Annotated in this window: 21 protein-coding genes; 9 read left to right on the forward strand and 12 right to left on the reverse strand. The window is 36.7% G+C overall.

Features of this window, described 5'->3' with window-relative positions; translation table 11 throughout:
* Positions 1–26: 26 nt before the first annotated feature.
* The 8 genes from CCON33237_RS06630 to CCON33237_RS06665 form a co-directional block, all read right to left on the reverse strand.
* The gene (locus CCON33237_RS06630) at positions 27–458 is read right to left on the reverse strand and encodes an NADAR family protein (protein WP_234402287.1); all 432 of its coding nucleotides are present in this window, start codon (positions 456–458) and stop codon (positions 27–29) included.
* Positions 452–1,591 carry a dihydropteroate synthase gene (folP, locus tag CCON33237_RS06635; RefSeq protein WP_054196922.1) on the reverse strand — a complete coding sequence of 380 codons (1,140 nt, stop codon included), beginning with the start codon at positions 1,589–1,591 and terminating at the stop codon, positions 452–454. The genes CCON33237_RS06630 and folP overlap by 7 nt, the downstream gene beginning before the upstream one ends.
* Positions 1,588–2,208, reverse strand: coding sequence for a DNA polymerase III subunit delta' (locus tag CCON33237_RS06640; RefSeq protein WP_054196923.1), 621 nt, complete (start codon positions 2,206–2,208; stop codon positions 1,588–1,590). Before CCON33237_RS06640 ends, folP begins: the two co-directional genes overlap by 4 nt.
* A complete protein-coding gene (locus tag CCON33237_RS06645) occupies positions 2,209–2,751 on the reverse strand; it encodes a HobA family DNA replication regulator (protein WP_054196924.1) in 543 nt (180 codons plus the stop codon). It abuts the gene before it with no gap.
* Positions 2,751–3,953 carry an aspartate kinase gene (locus tag CCON33237_RS06650; RefSeq protein ID WP_054196925.1) on the reverse strand — a complete coding sequence of 401 codons (1,203 nt, stop codon included), beginning with the start codon at positions 3,951–3,953 and terminating at the stop codon, positions 2,751–2,753. The genes CCON33237_RS06645 and CCON33237_RS06650 overlap by 1 nt, the downstream gene beginning before the upstream one ends.
* On the reverse strand, positions 3,953–4,417 hold the full coding sequence (locus CCON33237_RS06655; protein WP_054196926.1) for an RNA pyrophosphohydrolase: 465 nt from the start codon (positions 4,415–4,417) through the stop codon (positions 3,953–3,955). Before CCON33237_RS06655 ends, CCON33237_RS06650 begins: the two co-directional genes overlap by 1 nt.
* Positions 4,418–4,480: 63 nt before the next feature.
* Positions 4,481–5,578 (reverse strand): PepSY-associated TM helix domain-containing protein, encoded by a 1,098-nt coding sequence (locus tag CCON33237_RS06660; RefSeq protein WP_054196927.1) that lies wholly within the window; start codon positions 5,576–5,578, stop codon positions 4,481–4,483.
* Between the two features lies 1 nt (position 5,579).
* Complete coding sequence (locus CCON33237_RS06665) at positions 5,580–7,526, reverse strand: TonB-dependent receptor domain-containing protein (RefSeq protein WP_054196928.1); 1,947 nt, start codon at positions 7,524–7,526, stop codon at positions 5,580–5,582.
* Positions 7,527–7,632: 106 nt separating this feature from the next.
* Here CCON33237_RS06665 and CCON33237_RS06670 point away from each other — a divergent pair, with 106 nt between their 5' ends.
* The 6 genes from CCON33237_RS06670 to CCON33237_RS06695 all read left to right on the forward strand — a co-directional run bounded on the left by CCON33237_RS06670 (position 7,633) and on the right by CCON33237_RS06695 (position 12,665).
* Positions 7,633–8,517: a helix-turn-helix domain-containing protein gene (locus CCON33237_RS06670; protein WP_054196929.1), complete on the forward strand. Its 885-nt coding sequence runs from the start codon at positions 7,633–7,635 to the stop codon at positions 8,515–8,517.
* A gap of 53 nt (positions 8,518–8,570) precedes the next feature.
* Positions 8,571–9,617, forward strand: coding sequence for a radical SAM family heme chaperone HemW (hemW, locus tag CCON33237_RS06675; RefSeq protein ID WP_054196930.1), 1,047 nt, complete (start codon positions 8,571–8,573; stop codon positions 9,615–9,617).
* 67 nt (positions 9,618–9,684) lie between these two features.
* On the forward strand, positions 9,685–10,083 hold the full coding sequence (tatB, locus tag CCON33237_RS06680) for a Sec-independent protein translocase protein TatB (protein ID WP_054196931.1): 399 nt from the start codon (positions 9,685–9,687) through the stop codon (positions 10,081–10,083).
* Positions 10,083–10,853, forward strand: a complete 771-nt coding sequence (gene tatC / locus CCON33237_RS06685) for a twin-arginine translocase subunit TatC (protein WP_054196932.1) — start codon at positions 10,083–10,085, stop codon at positions 10,851–10,853. The genes tatB and tatC overlap by 1 nt, the downstream gene beginning before the upstream one ends.
* Positions 10,846–11,868 carry a tRNA preQ1(34) S-adenosylmethionine ribosyltransferase-isomerase QueA gene (queA, locus tag CCON33237_RS06690; protein ID WP_054197419.1) on the forward strand — a complete coding sequence of 341 codons (1,023 nt, stop codon included), beginning with the start codon at positions 10,846–10,848 and terminating at the stop codon, positions 11,866–11,868. The genes tatC and queA overlap by 8 nt, the downstream gene beginning before the upstream one ends.
* Positions 11,865–12,665, forward strand: a complete 801-nt coding sequence (locus tag CCON33237_RS06695) for a hypothetical protein (protein ID WP_054196933.1) — start codon at positions 11,865–11,867, stop codon at positions 12,663–12,665. Before queA ends, CCON33237_RS06695 begins: the two co-directional genes overlap by 4 nt.
* A gap of 15 nt (positions 12,666–12,680) precedes the next feature.
* On the opposite strand, the gene ruvX is transcribed toward CCON33237_RS06695, so the two are convergent.
* The 4 genes from ruvX to ilvC are packed head-to-tail and all read right to left on the reverse strand — an operon-like array spanning position 12,681 to position 16,230.
* On the reverse strand, positions 12,681–13,064 hold the full coding sequence (ruvX, locus tag CCON33237_RS06700; protein ID WP_054196934.1) for a Holliday junction resolvase RuvX: 384 nt from the start codon (positions 13,062–13,064) through the stop codon (positions 12,681–12,683).
* Positions 13,061–13,828, reverse strand: coding sequence for a DNA-processing protein DprA (locus tag CCON33237_RS06705; protein WP_054196935.1), 768 nt, complete (start codon positions 13,826–13,828; stop codon positions 13,061–13,063). The genes ruvX and CCON33237_RS06705 overlap by 4 nt, the downstream gene beginning before the upstream one ends.
* On the reverse strand, positions 13,825–15,204 hold the full coding sequence (locus CCON33237_RS06710) for a divergent polysaccharide deacetylase family protein (protein WP_054196936.1): 1,380 nt from the start codon (positions 15,202–15,204) through the stop codon (positions 13,825–13,827). The genes CCON33237_RS06705 and CCON33237_RS06710 overlap by 4 nt, the downstream gene beginning before the upstream one ends.
* A gap of 3 nt (positions 15,205–15,207) precedes the next feature.
* Positions 15,208–16,230: a ketol-acid reductoisomerase gene (gene ilvC / locus CCON33237_RS06715; RefSeq protein WP_054196937.1), complete on the reverse strand. Its 1,023-nt coding sequence runs from the start codon at positions 16,228–16,230 to the stop codon at positions 15,208–15,210.
* 142 nt (positions 16,231–16,372) lie between these two features.
* On the opposite strand from ilvC, the gene CCON33237_RS06720 reads away from it, so the two are divergent.
* Genes CCON33237_RS06720 through holA form a run of 3 tightly spaced genes read left to right on the forward strand, consistent with a single transcriptional unit; the run spans position 16,373 to position 20,098 of the window.
* On the forward strand, positions 16,373–17,191 hold the full coding sequence (locus CCON33237_RS06720) for an HDOD domain-containing protein (protein WP_021091523.1): 819 nt from the start codon (positions 16,373–16,375) through the stop codon (positions 17,189–17,191).
* Positions 17,188–19,107, forward strand: a complete 1,920-nt coding sequence (locus tag CCON33237_RS06725) for a VacB/RNase II family 3'-5' exoribonuclease (protein ID WP_054196938.1) — start codon at positions 17,188–17,190, stop codon at positions 19,105–19,107. The genes CCON33237_RS06720 and CCON33237_RS06725 overlap by 4 nt, the downstream gene beginning before the upstream one ends.
* Complete coding sequence (gene holA, locus CCON33237_RS06730; protein ID WP_054196939.1) at positions 19,100–20,098, forward strand: DNA polymerase III subunit delta; 999 nt, start codon at positions 19,100–19,102, stop codon at positions 20,096–20,098. Before CCON33237_RS06725 ends, holA begins: the two co-directional genes overlap by 8 nt.
* The last annotated feature ends 11 nt before the right edge of the window (positions 20,099–20,109 follow it).

Consider the following 20,109-nt stretch of genomic DNA (forward strand, 5'->3'; position numbering starts at 1 on the left):
ACACCGCATTTTATCTTAAATATACTTTATAAATGATCTAAATTTAGCTCTCTGGCGTCACGTAAATGGACATTTTTATAGACCTTTGCTGTCTCGTCTCTAGCCCTCATCAGCGCAAAGCCAAGTAAATTTTGTCCGTACCACTTCATAGGATTTTTCGCATTTTCATCGCTTGCGGCCAAACCTATGCCCCAAATTTTATCAACTGGGCTTGCCTCAACCAAAACTTTACTCCCAGTTTGGAGCAAAAAGTCTCGCAAAGGGGCATTTTGGCTAAATTTTAGATAGCTAGCATTTAGCACGACGCCAAATTTGATCTCATCCCAGACCTTAGCGTCAAAGCCTCGCACCTGCCTGCCAAGTGCCTTCATCTGCGCTGGATCTTTGGCGGATAAAATTTCCTCCAAAGCCTTTTTATCACCAAAGCATTCAGCCTTTTTAGCCTTACACTCTACCAAAGCGTGGCTTGGCTCATCGCCTCATGCATATCAAAGAGTTGTTTATGCTCAGCCACATCGTGCGTTCTAATGATCTGTGCGCCGTTTTCGAAGGCTTTTAGATGCAGGTAAAGTGAGCCTGGTAAGCGGTCTTTGACCTCACTTGGATAATAGTGATTTATGACTGATTTGCGGCTCGCACCAACTAATAGCGGGCAGTCAAATTTTAAAAAATGCTCTAAATGCTTGATAAGCAATAAATTTTGTTCGGCCGTCTTGCCAAAGCCAATACCCACATCAAGCACTAGTTTTTTAGCGCCAAGCTCTCTTGCAAGGGCTATCTTTTGCTCAAAAAAATCAGAAATTTCGCCGATTAAGTCGTTATACTTTGGTGCGATCTGCATAGTAGCAGGATCGCCTTGCATATGCATCATGCAAAACTCAGCGTCATATCGCGCCGCAAGCGTAGCAAGTGAGGCGTTTGCCGTGATGTCATTTATCATTTTAAAGCCGTGATTTAGAGCAAATTCAAGGCAATAAGGATCAAAGCTATCAAGGCTAAATTTCGCCTTTTCGTGTAAATTTAGCTTGTAAATTTCCTCCACGATATCTTTTATGCGCCTAAATTCCTCTTCACGGCCGCAATACTCGCTCCCTGGCCTTGAGCTAACACCACCAAGGTCGATATAGTGAGCTCCCGCTTCTATCATGTATTCTATTTTTGAGATACCGTTTTGCGTATTTATGCGGCTTTGTTCGTTAAAACTATCGCTATTTATATTTGCAACGCCCATTATAAGAGGCTTTGTCGGCTTTATAAATTTTGTCTCTAAAAAGGCTGCTAAATTTTTAAGCCCAAAGTCTTGCAACTTCTCTTTTTTAGCTAGCTGTCTAAGCTGTGCATTTGTCGCCATTAGCAATGCTTTATTTAGACTCTCACGGCCCAAAATCGTATCTTTATGCGTCACAAGCTCAGCTCCAACGCTTAGTGCATCTTGCTTTAGGATATTTGCCGCTGGGGTTTTTATCTCATCTATAAATATAAAATTTATCTCACTCTTTTCGTGCATGAGCTTCGCACCAGCAGGACTTGGCGAGATAGCTTTGCAAATTTCATCAAAGTCGCTTTTGTTATCTATCTTATAAAATTTCAACGTCGTCCTTTTTGAAATATAGCAAGCAGTAGCGGCGTTAGCACAGCGTGAGACTTGGCGTTTAGATCCGCAAGCTTGATGAGCGAGAAAAAATAATCCATCTCATCGCCGCTAAATTTATATCCGCTATCAACCGCCTTTGTCACGATAATGCCAACAAGCTCTTTTAGCTCGTTTTTGCCAAATTTTTGAGCTTGCTCGTCTGCGATCTTTTGATCGATAAAACTTGTTAGCTCTTTTAAGCTAAGCGATTTTAAATTTAGATCAAGAGTTATTTTTTGCTTTTTTGTGAGGTTATTTTCTATGAGCATTCTTGATCTAATCGTTGGTAGAAGTAAATTTTTACTCTGCGTTACTATTATAAATTTGATATTTCTTGGAGGCTCTTCGATGATCTTTAAAAGTGCATTTTGAGCCTCTGTTCTAAAAGAATTAGCATGTATTACTAAAATTTTTTCATCTTTTTCAGCAATGTATGCTTCTGCGATGACCTCCTTTGCATTTTCTAGCAAAAAATCATCACTTATATAAAATCTTAAATTATTTATACCAAACTCGTCTTCAAGCTTGGTTTTTAAATTTTCAAAATCGCTTGTAACGACGATTTTATTAAGCATTTAGAGTATCACCTTTGCAAAGAGCGCCGCATCGATGCTTTTATCAAAAATTTTGCAAAGACTTATTAGTTTAATGTCTAAATTTTCATCGCTTGAGCTAAGAGTAAAGCTATTTTGTGCCTGCTCGTCAAATAGCCACATATAACTATCCTCATCGCTTTTGGCTAAATTCGCATATTTATCAAGGCTCTTTCCGATATAAAAAAACAAGTATCCGTTTGGAAAAGCAAGACTTAGCATATCTTTTAGAAGCTGTTTTTGCTCATTTGTCTCTATCTCATCAAGCGATGGATAAAGCGATCTTAGGCTAAAAAATGGCAAAAACGGCCTTATGCTTTTTGAATGATTCATCTTTTTTAAAAGATAAATTTCAAACCATCTTCGCTCTTCATCACTTATAGTTATAAAAGCCCTTCCTTCAAGTAAAAATTTAAGCCTAGATGCGAGCAAAGGCGTCCATTCGACACGCCTTTCCTCCATCCAGCTCATCAAAGGACCTTCGTCCCTAATAGCCTTTAACGTCCACTGAATAAAATCTTGCATTATTTATCTAGCTTATAGGCATCATGAAGTACGCGAACCGCTAGCTCACCATATTTTTGATCGACGATCATTGAAATTTTTATCTCGCTTGTTGAGATCATTTGGATATTTATGCCCTCTTTTGCAAGCGTTTCAAATGCCAAACATGCTACGCCGCTATGGCTCTTCATGCCGACGCCAATAACTGAGACTTTTACGATCGCATCATCAAATTCTATATGTTTTGCAGCTGAGAGCTTTTGCATAGTCTCTTTTGCCAGTTCAAGCTCGTTTTGTGGCACTGTAAAGCCTAAATTTGTAGTGCCGTCATGTCCTACGTTTTGAATTATCATATCTACGTTTATGTTTTCATGAGCTAAAGCTGTAAAAATTTCTGCTGCGATGCCAGGCTTATCAACTACGCCCCTTAGTGTTACTCTTGCTTGATTTTTATCTAGTGCTATTCCGCTTACTAAAACTGCTTCCATATTGTCATCTTCCTTTGCTATTAATGTACCTTCGTTGTGATTAAAGCTACTTCTTGTAATGAGTTTTACATTTAGTTTTTTTGCCAGCTCGACTGAGCGATTTTGTAGTACCTTTGCTCCGGCAGAGGCGAGCTCAAGCATCTCATCGTAGCTTATTTGCTCTAGTTTTTTTGCCTTTTTTTCTATCCTTGGGTCAGTTGTATAAACTCCATCAACATCGGTAAAAATTTCGCATAGATCAGCATCAAGCGCCCCTGCTAATGCAACTGCACTAAGATCACTACCACCTCTACCAAGGGTTGTGATATTACCTTTTTCATCTATACCTTGAAAGCCAGCCACAACTACGATTTTGCCAGCTTTTAGCTCGGCTTTTAGCCTAGCAGTCTCTATCCTTTCGATCCTTGCTTTTGTATGAATATCATCAGTAATTATGCCTGCCATCGCACCTGTCATACCCACACACGCATAGCCTTTTGCATTAAGCGCAATCGTTAAAAGCGCGGTCGTTACTTGCTCTCCAGAGCTTAAAAGCATATCAGTGGCGACGCCATCTGGATGTTTTGAAAAATACTCACTATATTCAACCAATTGATTTGTAACTCCGCTCATCGCAGAAACTACCACAACTACGTCTGCACCGCTATTTTTTGTCTCAATGACTCTATTTGCCACAGCTTCGATGCGTTCAAGTGTTCCTACGCTAGTTCCGCCAAATTTTTGAACGATTAACATCAAAAATATCCTTTCTCTTTAAAATAACTCAAAACCTTTTCATAAATAGGTTTTTTAAAGTGATTTATATTTTCTAAACTTCTACCAAAATCTACAAATTTATACTCGCTAAACTCTGGATGCTCTGTCTTTAAATTTATGCTGGCACCATTTTTAAGTCTAACCAAAAAATATTTTTGTGTCTGTCCATCAAATGGATAAAATTTCTTTGTCGCGTTTGCTGGAAAGTCGTAGCTTAGCCACTGCGGATACTCATCTAAGATATCGATTTTATCAGTTCCGATCTCTTCTTTAAGCTCCCTTTTTAAGGCCTGCTTTGGACTCTCACCTTCATCTATTCCACCTTGAGGAAACTGCCAAATATCGTCCATATCCACCCTTTTTGCGACTAAAATTTCACATTTAAATGGATACAAGCTAGACAAAATAACAGCTGCCACATTTGGTCTGTATTTTTTTTGCATGATTTTTCCAAAAATTTTATTTGGGATAATAACTAAAAAGAGTTAAGAGATAGATAAATAAGACTACTTTTTACGACGTTTGTAGTAAATCACACAGCCACTAAAAAGTAGCACGCCAACTCCACAAGAAGCCATAAAAAAGATAACTTTTCCAGCCTCTCCGAATGTATATCCAGCGTGCAAATCAAGCATAAATTTATAAATTTCAAAAGATTTTGGCATGGTGTTTTTTAAAATTTCTCCACTTGCCGTATCGACCGCAAGCCTAACGCCATCACTCTCACTAGCACCTTTTGGCAAGTAAAAGATCATAAATTTTACGCCGTCTTTATTGAGAATAAAATTTAAAGCGTCAAATTCATTTCCAAATTTTAAAGTAAAAATTTCATAAGCTTTTTTAAGATTTTCTACCTTTTGCCCATCATTTAGACTAAAGCCATTTTTGCTAGTAAAATTTGGCTTTTTAAAGACCTTCTCTTCGCCACAAATTTGATTTATAGCCTTAGCAAAGTTCTCATAAGAAAAGTATAGACCGCTAATACAGATAATAAGCAAAATGACCCCCAAATAAAGCCCTAAAAATCCGTGCAGCGAATATAAAAATGCAAATTTCTTTGCCTTTAGATTTAGCTTAAAGGCGCTAATAAATTTACTTCTAAATCTCCAAAAATGTATTAGCACTCCGGTTATTAAAATCACAAGTAGTGCAAGCGTCGAAATCGCCACTAGCTCACTTGCGATTTTAGATAAATTTTCATTTTTAAATAGAGCTAGTCCTAGATTTTTATGTAAATTTAAAGCTAGGCCTATAAATTTTTCCACACTATTTTCAGAGACTACCTCGCCCGTATATGGATCTATAAAGAACGACTTAAACTCGCCATTCTCACTTGTGCCGCTTACTACATAAGCTCTATTTGCCTCGCCTTTTATCTTTATATAACTAAGGTTAAAATTTGGCCAGGTCTTACTAAAGACCTTTAAAATTTCATCTATTTTTAAAGCACTTTTATTAGTTGCTATATCTATCTTATCTTTGCTAAAAGCTTCAATTACCTCATCGTGATACGAAATAATCGCTCCACTAATTGAGATTATCAAAAGTGGCAAAGCAAAGATAAGAGCTAAAATTAAGTGAAATTTCCGCCAAATTTTAAACATTTTAAAACTTTAGATTAAAGCCAAGTTCGATCTTTTGCCCATCGGCTATTAAGATATCATATCCGTTTGATCTTGTCGTAAAAAACTCGTTAAAGAGATTATAAACGCTTAGGTTTAGGCTGAAATTTTTAGTTACATTGTAGTTTATGCCAAGATCCGCAATAACGTAAGCTCTCATATCATTAGCATAGTTAAAAGAGTTTTTAGTTCTACCATAGTAATTTATCTGTGACCAGAAATTTAGCCATCTATTTAGCTCGTAGTTCGCTCCAAATTTAAATGTATGAAGCGGATAGTTGTTTAAGGTTTTACCAGCTTCTGGTCCATCTTTTTGTTTTGATTTTGTATAAACATAGCTTTGATTTAGTCTAAGAGCATTTGTTACCTGCCACTCATTTGTTAGCTCAACTCCGTAAATTTCAGCTTTACCGATATTTATACTCTCCCAAATACCATTTGGATAAATTTTGCCTTTATGCCTGCAAACACTGCCTCTTGAGCATATAGGCCTGTAACTTAGCATATCTTTAAAACTTGTGTAAAAGCCAGTTAAAGACGTTTCAAAACCTTCATTGTTATTATAAACGCCACCAAATTCATAACTTACGCTTGTCTCTGGCTTAAGGCTGCTTCTACCAAGCTGTGCTCCACGTCCTCCGGCAAATGGCAAAGCAAGATCTTGCGTGCGTTGCTTGATATCAGGTGTCGCATAACCTGTGCTAACTCCACCCTTTAAGGCGAAAAAGTCGTTTAAGTTATAGATACCATAAATTCTTGGTGAAACGTGCGAGCCATAGTTCTCATCGTAGTTATAGCGAATTCCTGTGCTTAAAATGAAGTCTTTTATAAGGCGATAATCATCTTCAGCATAGACCGAATAATCATACCTATTTACATTCGCAGCGTCCGCTGTGGTTGCCTTTTCATCAAGTTTTTCTTTTTTAGCATTTAGTCCTAAAGTAAAGGCGTTATTATCAGTAAAATATGAGCCTTTTGTATCAAAATTTAGAGTCTTTAGCGTCAAATTTTGTTGTGCTATCTCTTTTATCTTGCCGTAAGATAAATAGCTTTGAAGCAAGATATTATCAAGCCTTGCTTCGTGGCTTAAATTTATCACATCGCCCTTTATCCTCTCACTAGCAACTGAGTTGGTGCCAGTTGATAGTGTTTTGCCTTTAGTTCTTTTATATTTCACATCGCTTCTTGCAAGCTCAAGCGTAAGATCATTATTTTCATTTGGCTTTAAAAAGAGCTTCGCACCAAAATTTCTATCCTTTTGCTCTCTATTTGCGTAAGAAATTTTATCTTCTGATTTATTTAAATTTTTACCATAAACAGAAACACTTAAAACATCGTCAATTAATCCAGAGTGCAAATAAAGACTATTGTAAAGCTCGCCACTTATATTTTTATTTCTTGCAAATTTATAGCTTGAGCCAAGATTTGCACCAAATTCATTACTAAACTCATCTGTAATGATATTTATAACTCCACCAAGTGCATCACTTCCATAAAGTGAGCTCATAGGGCCGCGTATTACTTCGATACGACTTATCGCACTTGCTGGCGGGATGAAACTATATGAGCCTCCAACGCTTCTAAGTCCTTTATAGGCGTTATCGCCTGGTACTGGCATGCCATTTACTAAAATTTTAGTAAATCTTGGAGAGAATCCACGTATAGAAATTCCTCGTCTATTTGCCGCTTCGGGAGTCGTTCCAAAAAGACTTGGGATATCCTTGGTCATACTCTCGATATCTTTGTGATTTTTCTTTTCTAATGCCTCTTTGGTTATAACGCTAAGCGTTGCTGGTGCGTCTTTGATATTTTGCTCAAATCCTGTCGCACTCACTACTTTAACCTCTGGTAGAACCTTATCTTCATTTGCAAAAAGCGGTAAATTTATAAAAATTGCCGCACAAATAGAAATTTTTAATGCACTTTTCACAAAAACTCCTTATAAAAATTTAATGCACATTTTACTAAAATTAAATAATCGTTATCAATATCATACGTAACGCTAAAGGGATTAAATTTAACGCTTGAGGGATAAAATGATAAATTTAGACAAAAAATATGGAACGAGCAAGATATCTCAAAAGGAAAAACAAGTAAGCGTGGAGTTTTTCAAGCAAAGCAGTGGTATTAGCTATCTAAAAAGTGAAATTTTATGTAATGGCAGGATAAAAAGAGATCGTCATAAGTCTAAAAAATACCTATTTTTAATGTTTAATGAGGATAAAAACGATCTTTGCTTTAAACTTGATAGAAAAGAGTATATTTTAAACAAAGATGAATTTTGCATTGGGCTTGTTAATGACGATTTTAAAGGTGTCTTTGAGTATCAAAATAAATTTTATAAGACAAAAACACTACTTTTTGACGAAAGCTACGCAAATAAGCTTGAGATATTTGCTGGACTTAGATTTGATGATAAATTTGAGCTTTTAAAACACAAAAAAGATTTAGCTCAAATTTGCGTTTTAAATGAACTTGATACGACAAATTTATATGAAGGCGCGATGAGAGAAATTTTTACCGAGTCAAAAATTTTAGAGCTTATTTATAAAAGTAAAATACGAAAAGAGAGCGAATTTTCACTTAACAGTGACGAAGAAAAGACTCTTTTAAAGGCTAAAACGATCTTATTAAGCCGTATGCAAAATCCTCCAAGCATCAAAGAGCTAGCTCATCTTTGTGGCACAAATGACTTTTGGCTAAAGAAAAATTTTAAGCTATTTTTCAAAGATACGATCTATCAGCTCTTAGCAAAAGAGCGCCTAAAGCTCGCTTTTACTCTTTTAGAGCAAAACGATATCAGCATAAAAGAAGCTGCAAGTATCGTAGGCTACGCAAATACTGCACATTTTGCAAAAATTTTTAAGATAAATTTTGGCTTTTTGCCAAGCAAACTCTTAAAGACAAAAAGCTACTTTTAAACTGCTATAAATGCCAAATTTCTTATAATCGCCAAAATTTAAAAGAGAGAAATTTGCAAGTTTATATCCATGTGCCATTTTGCGAAAGCAAATGTCCTTATTGTGCTTTTGGCTCAAGTGACGACGAATTTAACAAGGTTAGCGCCTATTTTAAGGCACTTTGCCTTGATCTAAATTTTCAGCTAAAAAGCCAAAATGTAAAAGAAATTTCTACTATCTTTTTTGGTGGCGGCACACCAAGCGCGGTAAATGCTAAGCTTTATGATGAAATTTTTAGCATTTTAGCTCCTCTTTGCACTCCAACAACTGAGATCACACTTGAAGCAAATCCAAATTCTGCAAATTTAGCCTGGCTAAAGCATGTTAAAAATTTAGGTGCAAATCGCATAAGCTTTGGTGCTCAAAGTTTTTTTGAAGATAAGCTAAAATTTCTTGGGCGCATTCACAGCAGAGAGCAAATTTTTAAAGCAGTTGAAAATGCCGGGGCAGCTGGCTTTAGCAATATAAATTTAGACCTCATCTACGACACCAAATTTGACACTAAAAAGCGCCTTTTGGCTGAAACTGAAAATTTAAAAAGTCTTGCTATCACGCATCTAAGCGCCTATTCGCTCACTCTTGAAGAAAACACTCCATTTGCTGGCAAAAAAAGCTATAAAAAGGATAGCGACAGCCTGGCTAAATTTATGATAGAACAAATTGGGCTTGCTGGATTTGGGCAGTATGAAATTTCAAATTACGGTCAAATTTGCAAGCACAATCTTGGCTACTGGCAAGGCAAAAACTACATTGGTGTGGGGGCTTTTAGCGTGGGCTTTGTGAATGGCACCAGATACTACGCCAAAAATAGCATAGATGCCTACATCTCGCAACCAACTTACAGAGAAAAAGAAATTTTAAACGAGAGTGAGCTAGTAAGAGAGCATATATTTTTAGGGCTTAGAAGCATAGTTGGCGTGGAGGCTGGACGCTTAAGTGAGGCTCAGAAAAAAAGAGCAAATCTGCTTGTAGAAAATAAAAAACTTGATATTAAAAACGGTAAATTTTATAATCCAAATTTCTTATTAAGCGACGAAATTGCACTCTTTATCGAAGGATGAATTTATAAAATTTTGAGCAAAGTCAAGATAAAATACAAAGCTTAAATAAAATTTAATAGAGGCAAAAATGTTTGGAATGAGTTTTTCTGAAGTCTTAGTCATCGCCGTCATTGCAGTACTAATTTTAGGACCGGACAAGCTACCAAGTGCAATGGTTCAGATCGCGAAATTTCTAAAGACGTTTAAAAAAGGTATAAATGATGCAAAATCAACCTTTGATCAAGAGATGAAGATAGCTGAGCTTAAAGAAGATGCTCAAAAATACAAAGAAAGCATAACCAAAAGCACACAAAACGTACGCAAAAAACTAACTTTTGAAGAGCTTGACGAGATTAAAAAAAGCGCTACCGACATTACAAATGACATACAAAATGTTGTAAATGACACCAAAAAAACGGTAGAAAATATAAAAAATCCAACAAATTTAGTTAAAGATGCGATCTTAAACGATAAAAAAGAGGCGTAATGTTTGAAGAGCTAAGACCCCATTTAATCGAACTTAGAAAGAGACTTTTTATAAGCATAGTAAGCGTTTTTGTCTGCTTTGGCATCTGCTTTACGTTTTGGAACCCACTGCTTGCATGGATGAGCGAACCGCTAAAACAGGTCTTGCCAGCTGGCTCAAATATCATATTTACTCAGATTCAAGAGCCATTTTTTACAGCGATGAAGGTTGCATTTTTTGCTGGTGTCGTGATCGCGCTACCTATCATTTTTTGGCAGTTTTGGCTATTTGTCGCCCCTGGACTTTATGACAATGAAAAAAAATATGTGATCCCATTTGTCATCTCAGCTTCATTTATGTTTGCGTGCGGAGCGGCATTTTGTTACTACGTGGTGATTCCACTTGGCTTTGCATTTTTGGTAAATTTTGGTGGCCAGCTCTTTACGGCGCTACCAAGCATTGGTGAGTATGTTGGCTTTTTTGCAAAACTACTTATTGGCTTTGGAATTTCATTTGAGCTACCAGTCATTACATTTTTCTTAGCAAAGATCGGGCTTGTCGATGACAAGATGCTAAAAGATTACTTCAGATACGCTGTTGTTATCATCTTTATCTTTGCAGCTATCGTTACACCACCTGATGTGATAAGTCAAGTCTTAATGGCACTACCACTCATCGGACTTTATGGAATTTCAATAATCGTCGCTAAAAAAGCTAACAAGAGCGATGACGATGAAGAAGAAAAAGAAAATAACAAAGAGCAAAATGACACCAGTGACGATGATGAGTGACATAAACGATATTTCAAGTTACGACTATTTTTTGCCTGAAGAGCTCATTGCAAAAGAGCCTGTTTTACCAAAAGAAGAGGCAAGATTGCTTGTCTATTTTAAAAATACAAAAGAGATAAAACACTACAAATTTAAAGATCTCTCCAGCCTCATCCCAGAGGATGCGGCAGTCATTTTTAATAATACAAAAGTTATCAAAGCCCGCATTTTAGGACAAAAGGAAAGTGGCGGGGCTTGCGAAGTAATGCTAAATCAGCCCATAGGCGAGAATAAATTTAGCGTCTATATAAGAGCCAGAGTAAGCGCTGGTAGCGTTTTAAATTTTCCTGATAATCTAAAAGTAAATGTGCTTGAGCTAAATGACGATGGCACAAGGGTGGTAAATTTTACGCAAAATGGCGTTTTGCTTGATAACGTTCGCCTTTTTAGTGAGCTTGAAAAGATTGGTCACGTCCCGCTTCCGCCATACATTAAAAGGGCTGATACAAAGGATGATGAGAGCTGGTATCAAAGCATATTTGCCAAAAATAGTGGTGCAGTGGCAGCTCCGACAGCTAGCCTTCACATAAGCGAACAAATGCTAGAGCAGATAAAAGCAAAGCATGAAGTCGCTTACATTACGCTTCATGTTGGCGCTGGGACATTTAAAGGCGTGGAGTGCCAAAATATAAATGACCACAAAATGCACTCAGAATTTTACGAGCTAAGCGAGCAAGCTCAAGAGATTATAAATTCTAATAAACCAATTCTTGGCGTTGGCACGACGGTTACTAGATGCGTTGAAGAATTTGCAAGAAGCAAGCAAGCAAATGGCTTTTGCAAGCTATTTTTAAACCTAAATAATAAGCCTATCAGGCAAAACTACCTTCTTACAAATTTTCATCTACCAAAATCAACTCTAATAATGCTAGTTACCAGCTTTATAGGGCTTGAAGAGACGATGAGGATTTATAAAACGGCAGTTGATGAAAAGTATAGATTTTACTCATACGGCGACGGGATGTTGATAATATGAAAGATAAACCTATCGATATCATAAACAGAATGGAAATTTTCCTTAGTGCCATATACCAAGACGCACAAGACACTAAAAATTCCATCATTTTTAGCTACGATCCAAGTTATCCAAGGCTTTTAAAATTTGATGCTACAAGTCTCATAAAAACACTTGAAAATATTTGCAAATTTTTCCTTTATTCTACCGAATATGCAGACATTTATATTCTCTTTCAACTTAAAAATTATAGTCCCAAATCTGTACATTTTGACATTAAGATAAAATCTAGCCATAGCGTAATGAGGCCAAGCCACTACTATCTCAGCAAGATAAATAACTATCTAAAAAAAGCAAATGAATCTATGATCTCTCACAATGATGGAGAATTTTTAATATCTTTTAGCGCGGCACTAACGGGCGATAGAGCCATCCAAAGACAAATAAATATCAAAAATCAAACAAATACAAATATCTTAGTTGCTTGCGATGACGATGCTTTATATGACACCATTAGTGCTCAGATAAATTTTTTAGGTCTAAAGGTTATCGGCAAAAACGACATTAGCAATCTAATGAGACATATAAAAGATTCTATTTTTACCCCATTTGTTATTTTTATCGATAGTAAAATTTTAAAAAATGAAGCGATGTTAGAAGATATACTTGAGTTTAAAAATATTAAAAATTTTCGTATTGTAGCCATTTGTAAAAGCGATGAGTCAGCTAACGATCTGCCAAATCATGTCACGGTATTAAAGCAGCCTTTTAGCACAGATAGCTTTCAACTAGCTTTTAAAAATTCGCTTGAGAAATAGACCGATTTTTACTTTTTAATTTATCCTAAGATATCTTTTTAAAATAATAGTGGCTGAAATGCTATCTAGCCTACCATCTCGCTTTGTATTTGTGTAAATTTCACTAGCTTCGCTGCTGCTAAAGGCCTCATCTTGATAGACAATATTTGCCTTTACATCAAGAAGTGAGACAAAATGCTCGATGCGCCTTCTCATCTCATCTTCGCTACTACCACCGATTGGCACGCCAACCACCAGCGTATCTGGGGCATATTCATTTACCTTTTGGCTCACATCTCTTGCGGCTTGATTTCTATTTTTTCTAAGCACTGGCTCAAGCGGGGTCACGATCTCGCCAAAACCAAAGGCAAGTCCTATTCGCTTTAGCCCAACATCGATCGCCATAAATTTCTCTCTCATAGCACGCTTTTTACTCTTAAATTTGAAATCTCAATAAGCCCATCAAGCTCATATTCGTAGATAATATCACCAAATTTCGCCAATGCATCATCAAGGCTTATGCCATCTTTGCAAAATTTCACGACATCATCATCTATCTTTTGCTCTTCTACTTCGCCAAAAAGTGAGGCAAATTTATGATAGTCATCAATAAGCTCGGCTTTTTTATTTGCAAGCAAAAAAATTGTCCCATCGCTTTCGCCCATGCGTTGTGGCAGTACATAAACTGGGATTTTAAGCTCGTTTGCAAGCCTTGCACTTTGCATCGAGCCACTTTTAAGATCAGCTTGCGCGACAACTAGAGCTTCACAAAGCCCCACAACTATGCGGTTTCGCTCCAAAAATCTATAAGCAAGTGGCGGCTCACCTTCATCATACTCACTAAGAGCCAAGGCTTTGGTATAAATTTCTTTTATCGCCGCTTTATTTTGGCTTGGATAGATGGTATCAAGTCCGCTCGCAAAAATGCCAATCGTTCGTGGCATAGCAGCTTTATGAGCTGCGATATCAACGCCGATTGCTCCACCACTTACCACACAGATATTTGCACTTTTTAGTACTGCGCAAAGTGCTGTGACGCACTCTTTTGTATAAACACTTGCCTTTCTTGAGCCAACAACTGCGATCTTTGGTAAGGATAAAAGCGAAGTATCTCCGATAAAATTTAGCTGCTTTGGTGGATTTTTTAGCCTATTTAGTGACTCTGGGATAAAGTCAAGTCTCATAAAATATCTTTTAAATAAACCACATCAACATCTTTTAAAAGATTATTTTTGCTCTCTTTTATCACTGCGATCGTATTTTTCTTTGGATGTCCAATGGCGATCGCATAGCCTCTTTTTTTAGCCAAATTTACAGCAACCGCAAGTTCACGCCTAACAGCGCTAGCCGATGGATCATCATCTAAAAATATATCTCTTGAAATGTATGGCTGATTATGTTTTTTTGCAGCTCTTGCTACTGCGGTTTGAGCAATAGTTTTACTATCAACAAAGACAAAGCCCTGCTCTATCAGCGCCCTATAAGCCTTATCCATAGCGTCAAAATCGCTTGTAAAGCGCGATCCTGTGTGATTGTTTGTATATTTTGCGCGCGGGAAGTCTTTGCGTATCTTTTTTATCTTAGCAAGTATGCTTTCATAGCTTTCATTTGTAGTCAAAGTACCTATCTCTGGGCTATCAAAGTGTCTTGCTTGCATCGGAAGATGTATCATGTAAAACTCAAATGTTCTTGCGATATTTGGCGTATCTGGATGAGTCTTTGTCGCTGGAAAAATAGACGGCGTGATTTTTAGGCCAAGCGACTTTATCATACTCGCATGTTCAAATGTCGCCACATCATCTATTATGATAACGAGCTTTGCACGTCCTTTTATGCTAGCGCTTGGCGTAAAAGGCACCGCTTCAAAGCTATCTTTTTTTATATTCTTTTCTTCATATTTTGTTTTTTCTATCTTTTTAGTGTTTAAATTTTCAGCTTTTTTAACTGGCTCGACTTTTATGTTCTTGCTTTTAAATTTCTCTTTTTTTTCTATTTCAGTACTTTTATTTTGATCGACTTTTACTTCAAAATTTTGAGATTTTAGTTCGGTTTTTGAGTTATAAAATGGCTCTATCTTTTGTTCATTTTCTATTACGCTAGGTTCTGTATTTTTATAATTTGCGAGTAAATTTTTAGTATCGTTTTGCTCTTTTTTTATCTCTTCTTTTTTGGCTTCACTCTTTACTTCAGCTATCTTCTTTTGCTCTTTTGGCTCAACTTTTGAATTTAAAGCAAGCTCACTTTTATACTTAGGATCGGTAAAAATTTTACTTAAATTTTCATCTTCATCAAATTTTAGAGGGTATTTTCTCTTCTCGTATTCTTGTTTTTTCTCTTTACTAGCAACCTTTGGCTCAGCTTTTTTTAGGATTTGTTTCTCTGCCTTTGGCTCATTTGTTTTGTTTATCTGCTCTGCACCATTATTTTTTATACTAAGAGCTACGCTAAGTGCTATTATCAAAATAGCCGCGATAATGCCGATACCAAGATAGGTTTTGTTGTTAGAGCGACCTGCACTCTTTTTTGTAGGTCGCTTCTTTGTAGTCTTTTTTTCGCTCAAGGCTTAGTTTTTATTTTGATCTATAAGTTTGCCGTTAGTTATCCAAGGCATCATTGCGCGAAGTTTTTTGCCAGTTTGATTTAGCAAGCTTCTCTCAGCTATACCGCGTTCAGCGTTCATTCTAACGTAACCTGCTTTTCTCTCAAGGATAAAGTCTTTTGCAAATTTGCCATTTTGAATCTCTTTTAAAACTTCTTTCATAGCTTTTCTGCTCTCTTCACCAACTACTCTTACGCCACTTACGTAATCCCCATATTCAGCTGTGTTTGAGATAGAGTAACGCATATCAGCCATACCGCCTTGATACATCAAATCAACGATTAATTTTAACTCATGCAAGCACTCAAAATACGCCATCTCAGGCTCATATCCAGCCTCTACAAGCGTGTCAAAGCCTGCATTTACTAGCGCGCACAAACCACCACAAAGTACAGCTTGTTCACCAAACAAATCTGTTTCAGTTTCGTCTTTAAATGTAGTCTCGATGATGCCAGTCCTACCGCCACCTATGCCGCAAGCGTAGCTTAGCGCGATCTCTTTGGCTTTTCCACTTGCATTTTGCTCAACGGCGATAAGATCAGGTATGCCGCCACCTCTTACAAATTCACTTCTAACTGTGTGTCCCGGAGCTTTTGGAGCGATCATAATGACATCTATATTTGCTGGGGCTTTGATTTGACCAAAATGAACGTTAAAACCATGTCCAAATGCGATAGCAGCGTGATCTTTTAAATTTGGCTCGATCTCATTTTTATAAATTTCTGCTTGAAGCTCATCTGGAGTTAAAATCATAACCACATCAGCGCCCTTTGTAGCTTCGCTTACGGTTTTTACCTCAAAGCCTTTTGCCTCAGCCTTTGCCCAGCTTTTGCCACCTTTTGAAAGGCCAATCACAACGCTTACACCGTTATCTCTTAAATTTTCAGCATGTGCATGACCTTGTGACCCAAAGCCGATGATTGCTACTTTTTTACTTTGGATAAGGCTTAAATCACAGTCTTTATCATAATAAACATTTATAGCCATTGTTACTCCTATTATTAAAATTTGGCAAAATTATAACTTTAGCCAGCAAAAATTCGGCTGAAATATATAGAAACTCTTTTTAAGTTTTATGATAATTTATTTTGATAAAATACGCTGAAATTTCAAAAAAAGAGATAACTCAATGAATGAATCAGTTTTTAAAAAAATCAAAGCACTTCCACCATTAGATGACACGGTTATACAAATTCAACGCTTACATGCGGACGAAAACAGCTCAATAAGTGATCTTACAAAAGTGGTTGAAAAGGATCCGATGCTAACGGCAAATATCTTGCGTTCAGCAAACTCTCCACTTTATGGGTTTTCTCAAGAGATCACAACTATAGCAAGAGCTATTTCTCTTTTTGGTATGGCTACTATTCGAGGTTTTGCGCTTTCAAGTACGATTAAAAAGAGTTTTTCTATAAATTTAGAGCCTTATGGCATTACTACACAAGATTTTTTAAATATCTCGATAATACAAAATGCACTGATGTACAATTGGCATTCTAAAGTTAATCCTAAAAGCTTAGAAATTCTCTCTCCAGCTTCATTTATGCTTGAGATTGGCAAGATAGTTCTTGCTCATGAATTAGCCGAAAATAAGCAAGACGTCGAATTTAGAGAAAAACTTAAAAATATATCTAGCCCAATCGATCTTGCCCTATTTGAAACAGAAATTTTAGATATGTCAAATGAAGAAGTTACAGCTAAAATTTTTGAACAATGGAACCTTGAGACAGAGCTTAGCAGCTCGATACTCTATTCAAATAATCCAGAAGAGGCGCCAGATCATATAAAAGACTATGCAAAAGCCCTAAAAGTGATAAAAACGGCTGTAAATATCTTTAATCAACTTGATGATATAAGCATACAAAATACTCTACCTCTTCTTGACGAATACGGCTTTGGACATGATACGTTTTTAATGGCTGTTGCTAAAGTCAAAGATAATTTGTGAAAGAATTTCTAACATCACTACTAGTTGGCATCAAGGAAAAAGAAGTTTCAAACGAAGATAAAGAGATTTTACGAAATCTCTTAAATCTTGGTGCCGTAAGCTCTCATAAAGATAAATTTTACCTAAACAATGGCTACGTATGCGGCAAGCTAGACATCAGTCAAAACGCAACTGGCTTTATCATCCCATTTGACAAGCGCTTCAAGCAAGACATCATTGTTGAAAATAAAAATTTAAACAACTCTCACCTTGGCGATATCGTGTTAGCAAAGCTTTTGCCGCTTAAGAAAAAACGCCAAAGCGCTAAAATAGTGATGAGCCTAAAGCTTGCCAATGAAACAAGTGTGGTCTATACAAAACGCTTTGGAGCGGCCATTTTAGGTGTAAATTTAAAAACTGGACTAAGCACTACCTTAAAAGCGACGCAAAAAAGCCTAAAGATGCTTCATCTTGGGACGCTGCTTAAGATAAACAACCTAAACAACGAGATAGTCGAGGTTTTAGGAAATTTAGACGATCCGCTAAGTGATGAAAAAATTTCGCTTGCTATTTATAATAAAAACGATAAATTTAGCGAGGCTTGTGAGCTTGAGGCAAAGGCTTTTGGCGATGAGGTTGATGCTAGCATGTATCCAAACAGGGTTGATCTAAGAAATTTAGACTTTTGCACGATCGATCCAGCCGATGCCAAAGACTTTGATGATGCCATATATTTTGATAAAAAAAAGCAAGAAATTTACGTCGCAATCGCTGATGTGAGCGAGTATGTGACTGCTTATAGCGCCATTGACAGTGAAGCTAAAAAAAGAGGCTTTTCTATATACTTTCCACACATCTCAGTGCCGATGTTGCCGCGCGCGCTCAGTGAAAATATCTGCTCGCTAAAGCCAAATGTGCCTCGCCTTGCATTTTGTTTTAAAATTTCACTTGATGCGAATAATGAGATAAAAAAAGAGGAGCTTTTTGAAGCGATCATCCTTTCAAAAAGGCGCTTTAACTACGACGAGATCGATGAAATTTTAGAGGGCAAAAGAGAGTGTGAAATTTCATGGATCAAGCCACTTTTTAAACTCACCACAAAGCTTCGCAAAAAAAGACTTTTGCACGCATTTGACTTTAGGACCAAAGAGCTTAGAATGAGCCTTGATGACGAGGGTCAAATTTCTCAAACCAGGTTTGAAAGCGACTCCGACTCGCACAGACTAGTCGAGGACTGCATGCTTTTAGCAAACAAGGCTGCCGCAAAGCTCATCACAAAGGGCGTTTTTAGAAACCACGCCTCGCCTGATTTTAAAAAGATAGATACCTTGCTTGAGGACCTGCAACTTCTTGGGCTTGACTTTACTTATGAAAACGATCTTGCAAATTTGATAAGAAAGATCCAAATAAAAGCCGATGAACTGGGCAACCGCGAGGAGATAGATAAACTCATCATCAAGTCTCAAAAAAAAGCTGAATACTCGAGTGAAAATTTAGGCCACTTTGGGCTTGGATTTGATAGATACACACACTTTACAAGCCCTATTAGACGCTATTCTGACCTTATTTTACATAGACTTTTAAAGGCTAAAATTTCAAAAGATGAGAAGCTTTACAACTTCTTGCTTTTAAACATCCAAAGCACCTGCGCAAATTTAAGCGAGCTTGAAAGAGAAGCCGACAAGGTAGCCTACGACTTTATGGATAGGAAATTTGCACGCTGGGCAGCCGCAAATATCGGCAAAGAGGTGCGTTGCTACGTGAGCGAAAATCAAAATGTCTTGATTGCTAAGCTTGATGATCATTTTGTTGGAGCTAGGATTTTTATAACAGGATACAGTGCAAATTTACTTCAAAAGCTCGTTGTAAAGATCACAGAGGCTGATATCGCAAGCGCTAAAATTTTTGCAAAAGTGGTAAGAAAGATCGATGTATAGAAAAGATTTGGAGCTAAATTTAGCAAATGCAAATTTAAGCAACTACTTCTTGCTTTTTGGGGCGGATGAGTTTCAGATCGAGCTTTTTGGCAAGGAGATTTTGAGCTTTTACTCAAGCGAAGATGCAAATTTGTTAAGCCTTTATTTTGACGAGTACAACTACGCGCAAGCAAGCTCTCACCTAAGCGAGCAGTCGCTTTTTGGCGGCAAAAATATCCTTTATATAAAAAGCGACAAAAAGATCCCAGCAAAAGAGCTAAAGGAGCTCATCTTGCTTTGCTCGAAAAGCCAGGATAACTACTTCCTATTTGAGCTTTATGAGTCCGATATGAAACTAGTTTTTGATACGCAAAAGGCTTTTGGGACAAATTTTGCTAGATTTTTTAAGCCCTCAACTCCAGATGAAGCGATAAATTTACTAGCCAAAAACTCAGCCAAAATAGGCCTAAACATAACCAAAAACGCACTTTATGAGCTTTACTTTACGCATAATGAAAATTTATACCTTGCAGCAAGCGAGCTAACAAAGCTAAAGAGCCTAAACACACACATCGAACAAGATGATGTAAAAAGGCTGGTTTTTGGACTTGGCGGGATAAATTTTGATGATTTTTTTAATAAATTTATGGCTCTAAAAGATATAAAAAACGACTTTTTTACCTACTTAGAAGATCCAAATTTTAATGAAATTTTTCTTCTAAACTCGCTTTACAAAGCATTTTTTAGGCTATTTAAAATTTACTCTTATATAAAGGTAAATGGTCGCTTAAATTTAGATGAGGCAATTGGTTATCAACCGCCTGTAAATGTCGCAAATTTATTAAAAGCAAATAGCTTAAAACCAAATTTAAATACATATCTAGAGATATTTAAAACGCTAAATTTAGCCGAGCTAGAGCTAAAAACAAACACAAAAATGGATAAAGAAATTTTTGTATTATCAACTATTTTAAATTTGCAACATCTCATATCAACAGCAAATATTAAGTAACTTTAAGCTAA

The organism is Campylobacter concisus (assembly GCF_001298465.1).
Lineage (GTDB): Bacteria > Campylobacterota > Campylobacteria > Campylobacterales > Campylobacteraceae > Campylobacter_A > Campylobacter_A concisus.

What these genes read in the sequence shown, in the direction of transcription:
- CCON33237_RS06640 (WP_054196923.1), bottom strand. Translation starts at nt 2,208, where the DNA reads ATGCTTAATAAAATCGTCGTTACAAGCGATTTTGAAAATTTAAAAACC.
- CCON33237_RS06645 (WP_054196924.1), bottom strand. Translation starts at nt 2,751, where the DNA reads ATGCAAGATTTTATTCAGTGGACGTTAAAGGCTATTAGGGACGAAGGT.
- CCON33237_RS06650 (WP_054196925.1), bottom strand. Translation starts at nt 3,953, where the DNA reads ATGTTAATCGTTCAAAAATTTGGCGGAACTAGCGTAGGAACACTTGAA.
- CCON33237_RS06655 (WP_054196926.1), bottom strand. Translation starts at nt 4,417, where the DNA reads ATGCAAAAAAAATACAGACCAAATGTGGCAGCTGTTATTTTGTCTAGC.
- CCON33237_RS06660 (WP_054196927.1), bottom strand. Translation starts at nt 5,578, where the DNA reads ATGTTTAAAATTTGGCGGAAATTTCACTTAATTTTAGCTCTTATCTTT.
- CCON33237_RS06670 (WP_054196929.1), top strand. Translation starts at nt 7,633, where the DNA reads ATGATAAATTTAGACAAAAAATATGGAACGAGCAAGATATCTCAAAAG.
- tatB (WP_054196931.1), top strand. Translation starts at nt 9,685, where the DNA reads ATGTTTGGAATGAGTTTTTCTGAAGTCTTAGTCATCGCCGTCATTGCA.
- tatC (WP_054196932.1), top strand. Translation starts at nt 10,083, where the DNA reads ATGTTTGAAGAGCTAAGACCCCATTTAATCGAACTTAGAAAGAGACTT.
- queA (WP_054197419.1), top strand. Translation starts at nt 10,846, where the DNA reads ATGAGTGACATAAACGATATTTCAAGTTACGACTATTTTTTGCCTGAA.
- CCON33237_RS06695 (WP_054196933.1), top strand. Translation starts at nt 11,865, where the DNA reads ATGAAAGATAAACCTATCGATATCATAAACAGAATGGAAATTTTCCTT.
- ruvX (WP_054196934.1), bottom strand. Translation starts at nt 13,064, where the DNA reads ATGAGAGAGAAATTTATGGCGATCGATGTTGGGCTAAAGCGAATAGGA.
- CCON33237_RS06705 (WP_054196935.1), bottom strand. Translation starts at nt 13,828, where the DNA reads ATGAGACTTGACTTTATCCCAGAGTCACTAAATAGGCTAAAAAATCCA.
- ilvC (WP_054196937.1), bottom strand. Translation starts at nt 16,230, where the DNA reads ATGGCTATAAATGTTTATTATGATAAAGACTGTGATTTAAGCCTTATC.
- CCON33237_RS06720 (WP_021091523.1), top strand. Translation starts at nt 16,373, where the DNA reads ATGAATGAATCAGTTTTTAAAAAAATCAAAGCACTTCCACCATTAGAT.
- holA (WP_054196939.1), top strand. Translation starts at nt 19,100, where the DNA reads ATGTATAGAAAAGATTTGGAGCTAAATTTAGCAAATGCAAATTTAAGC.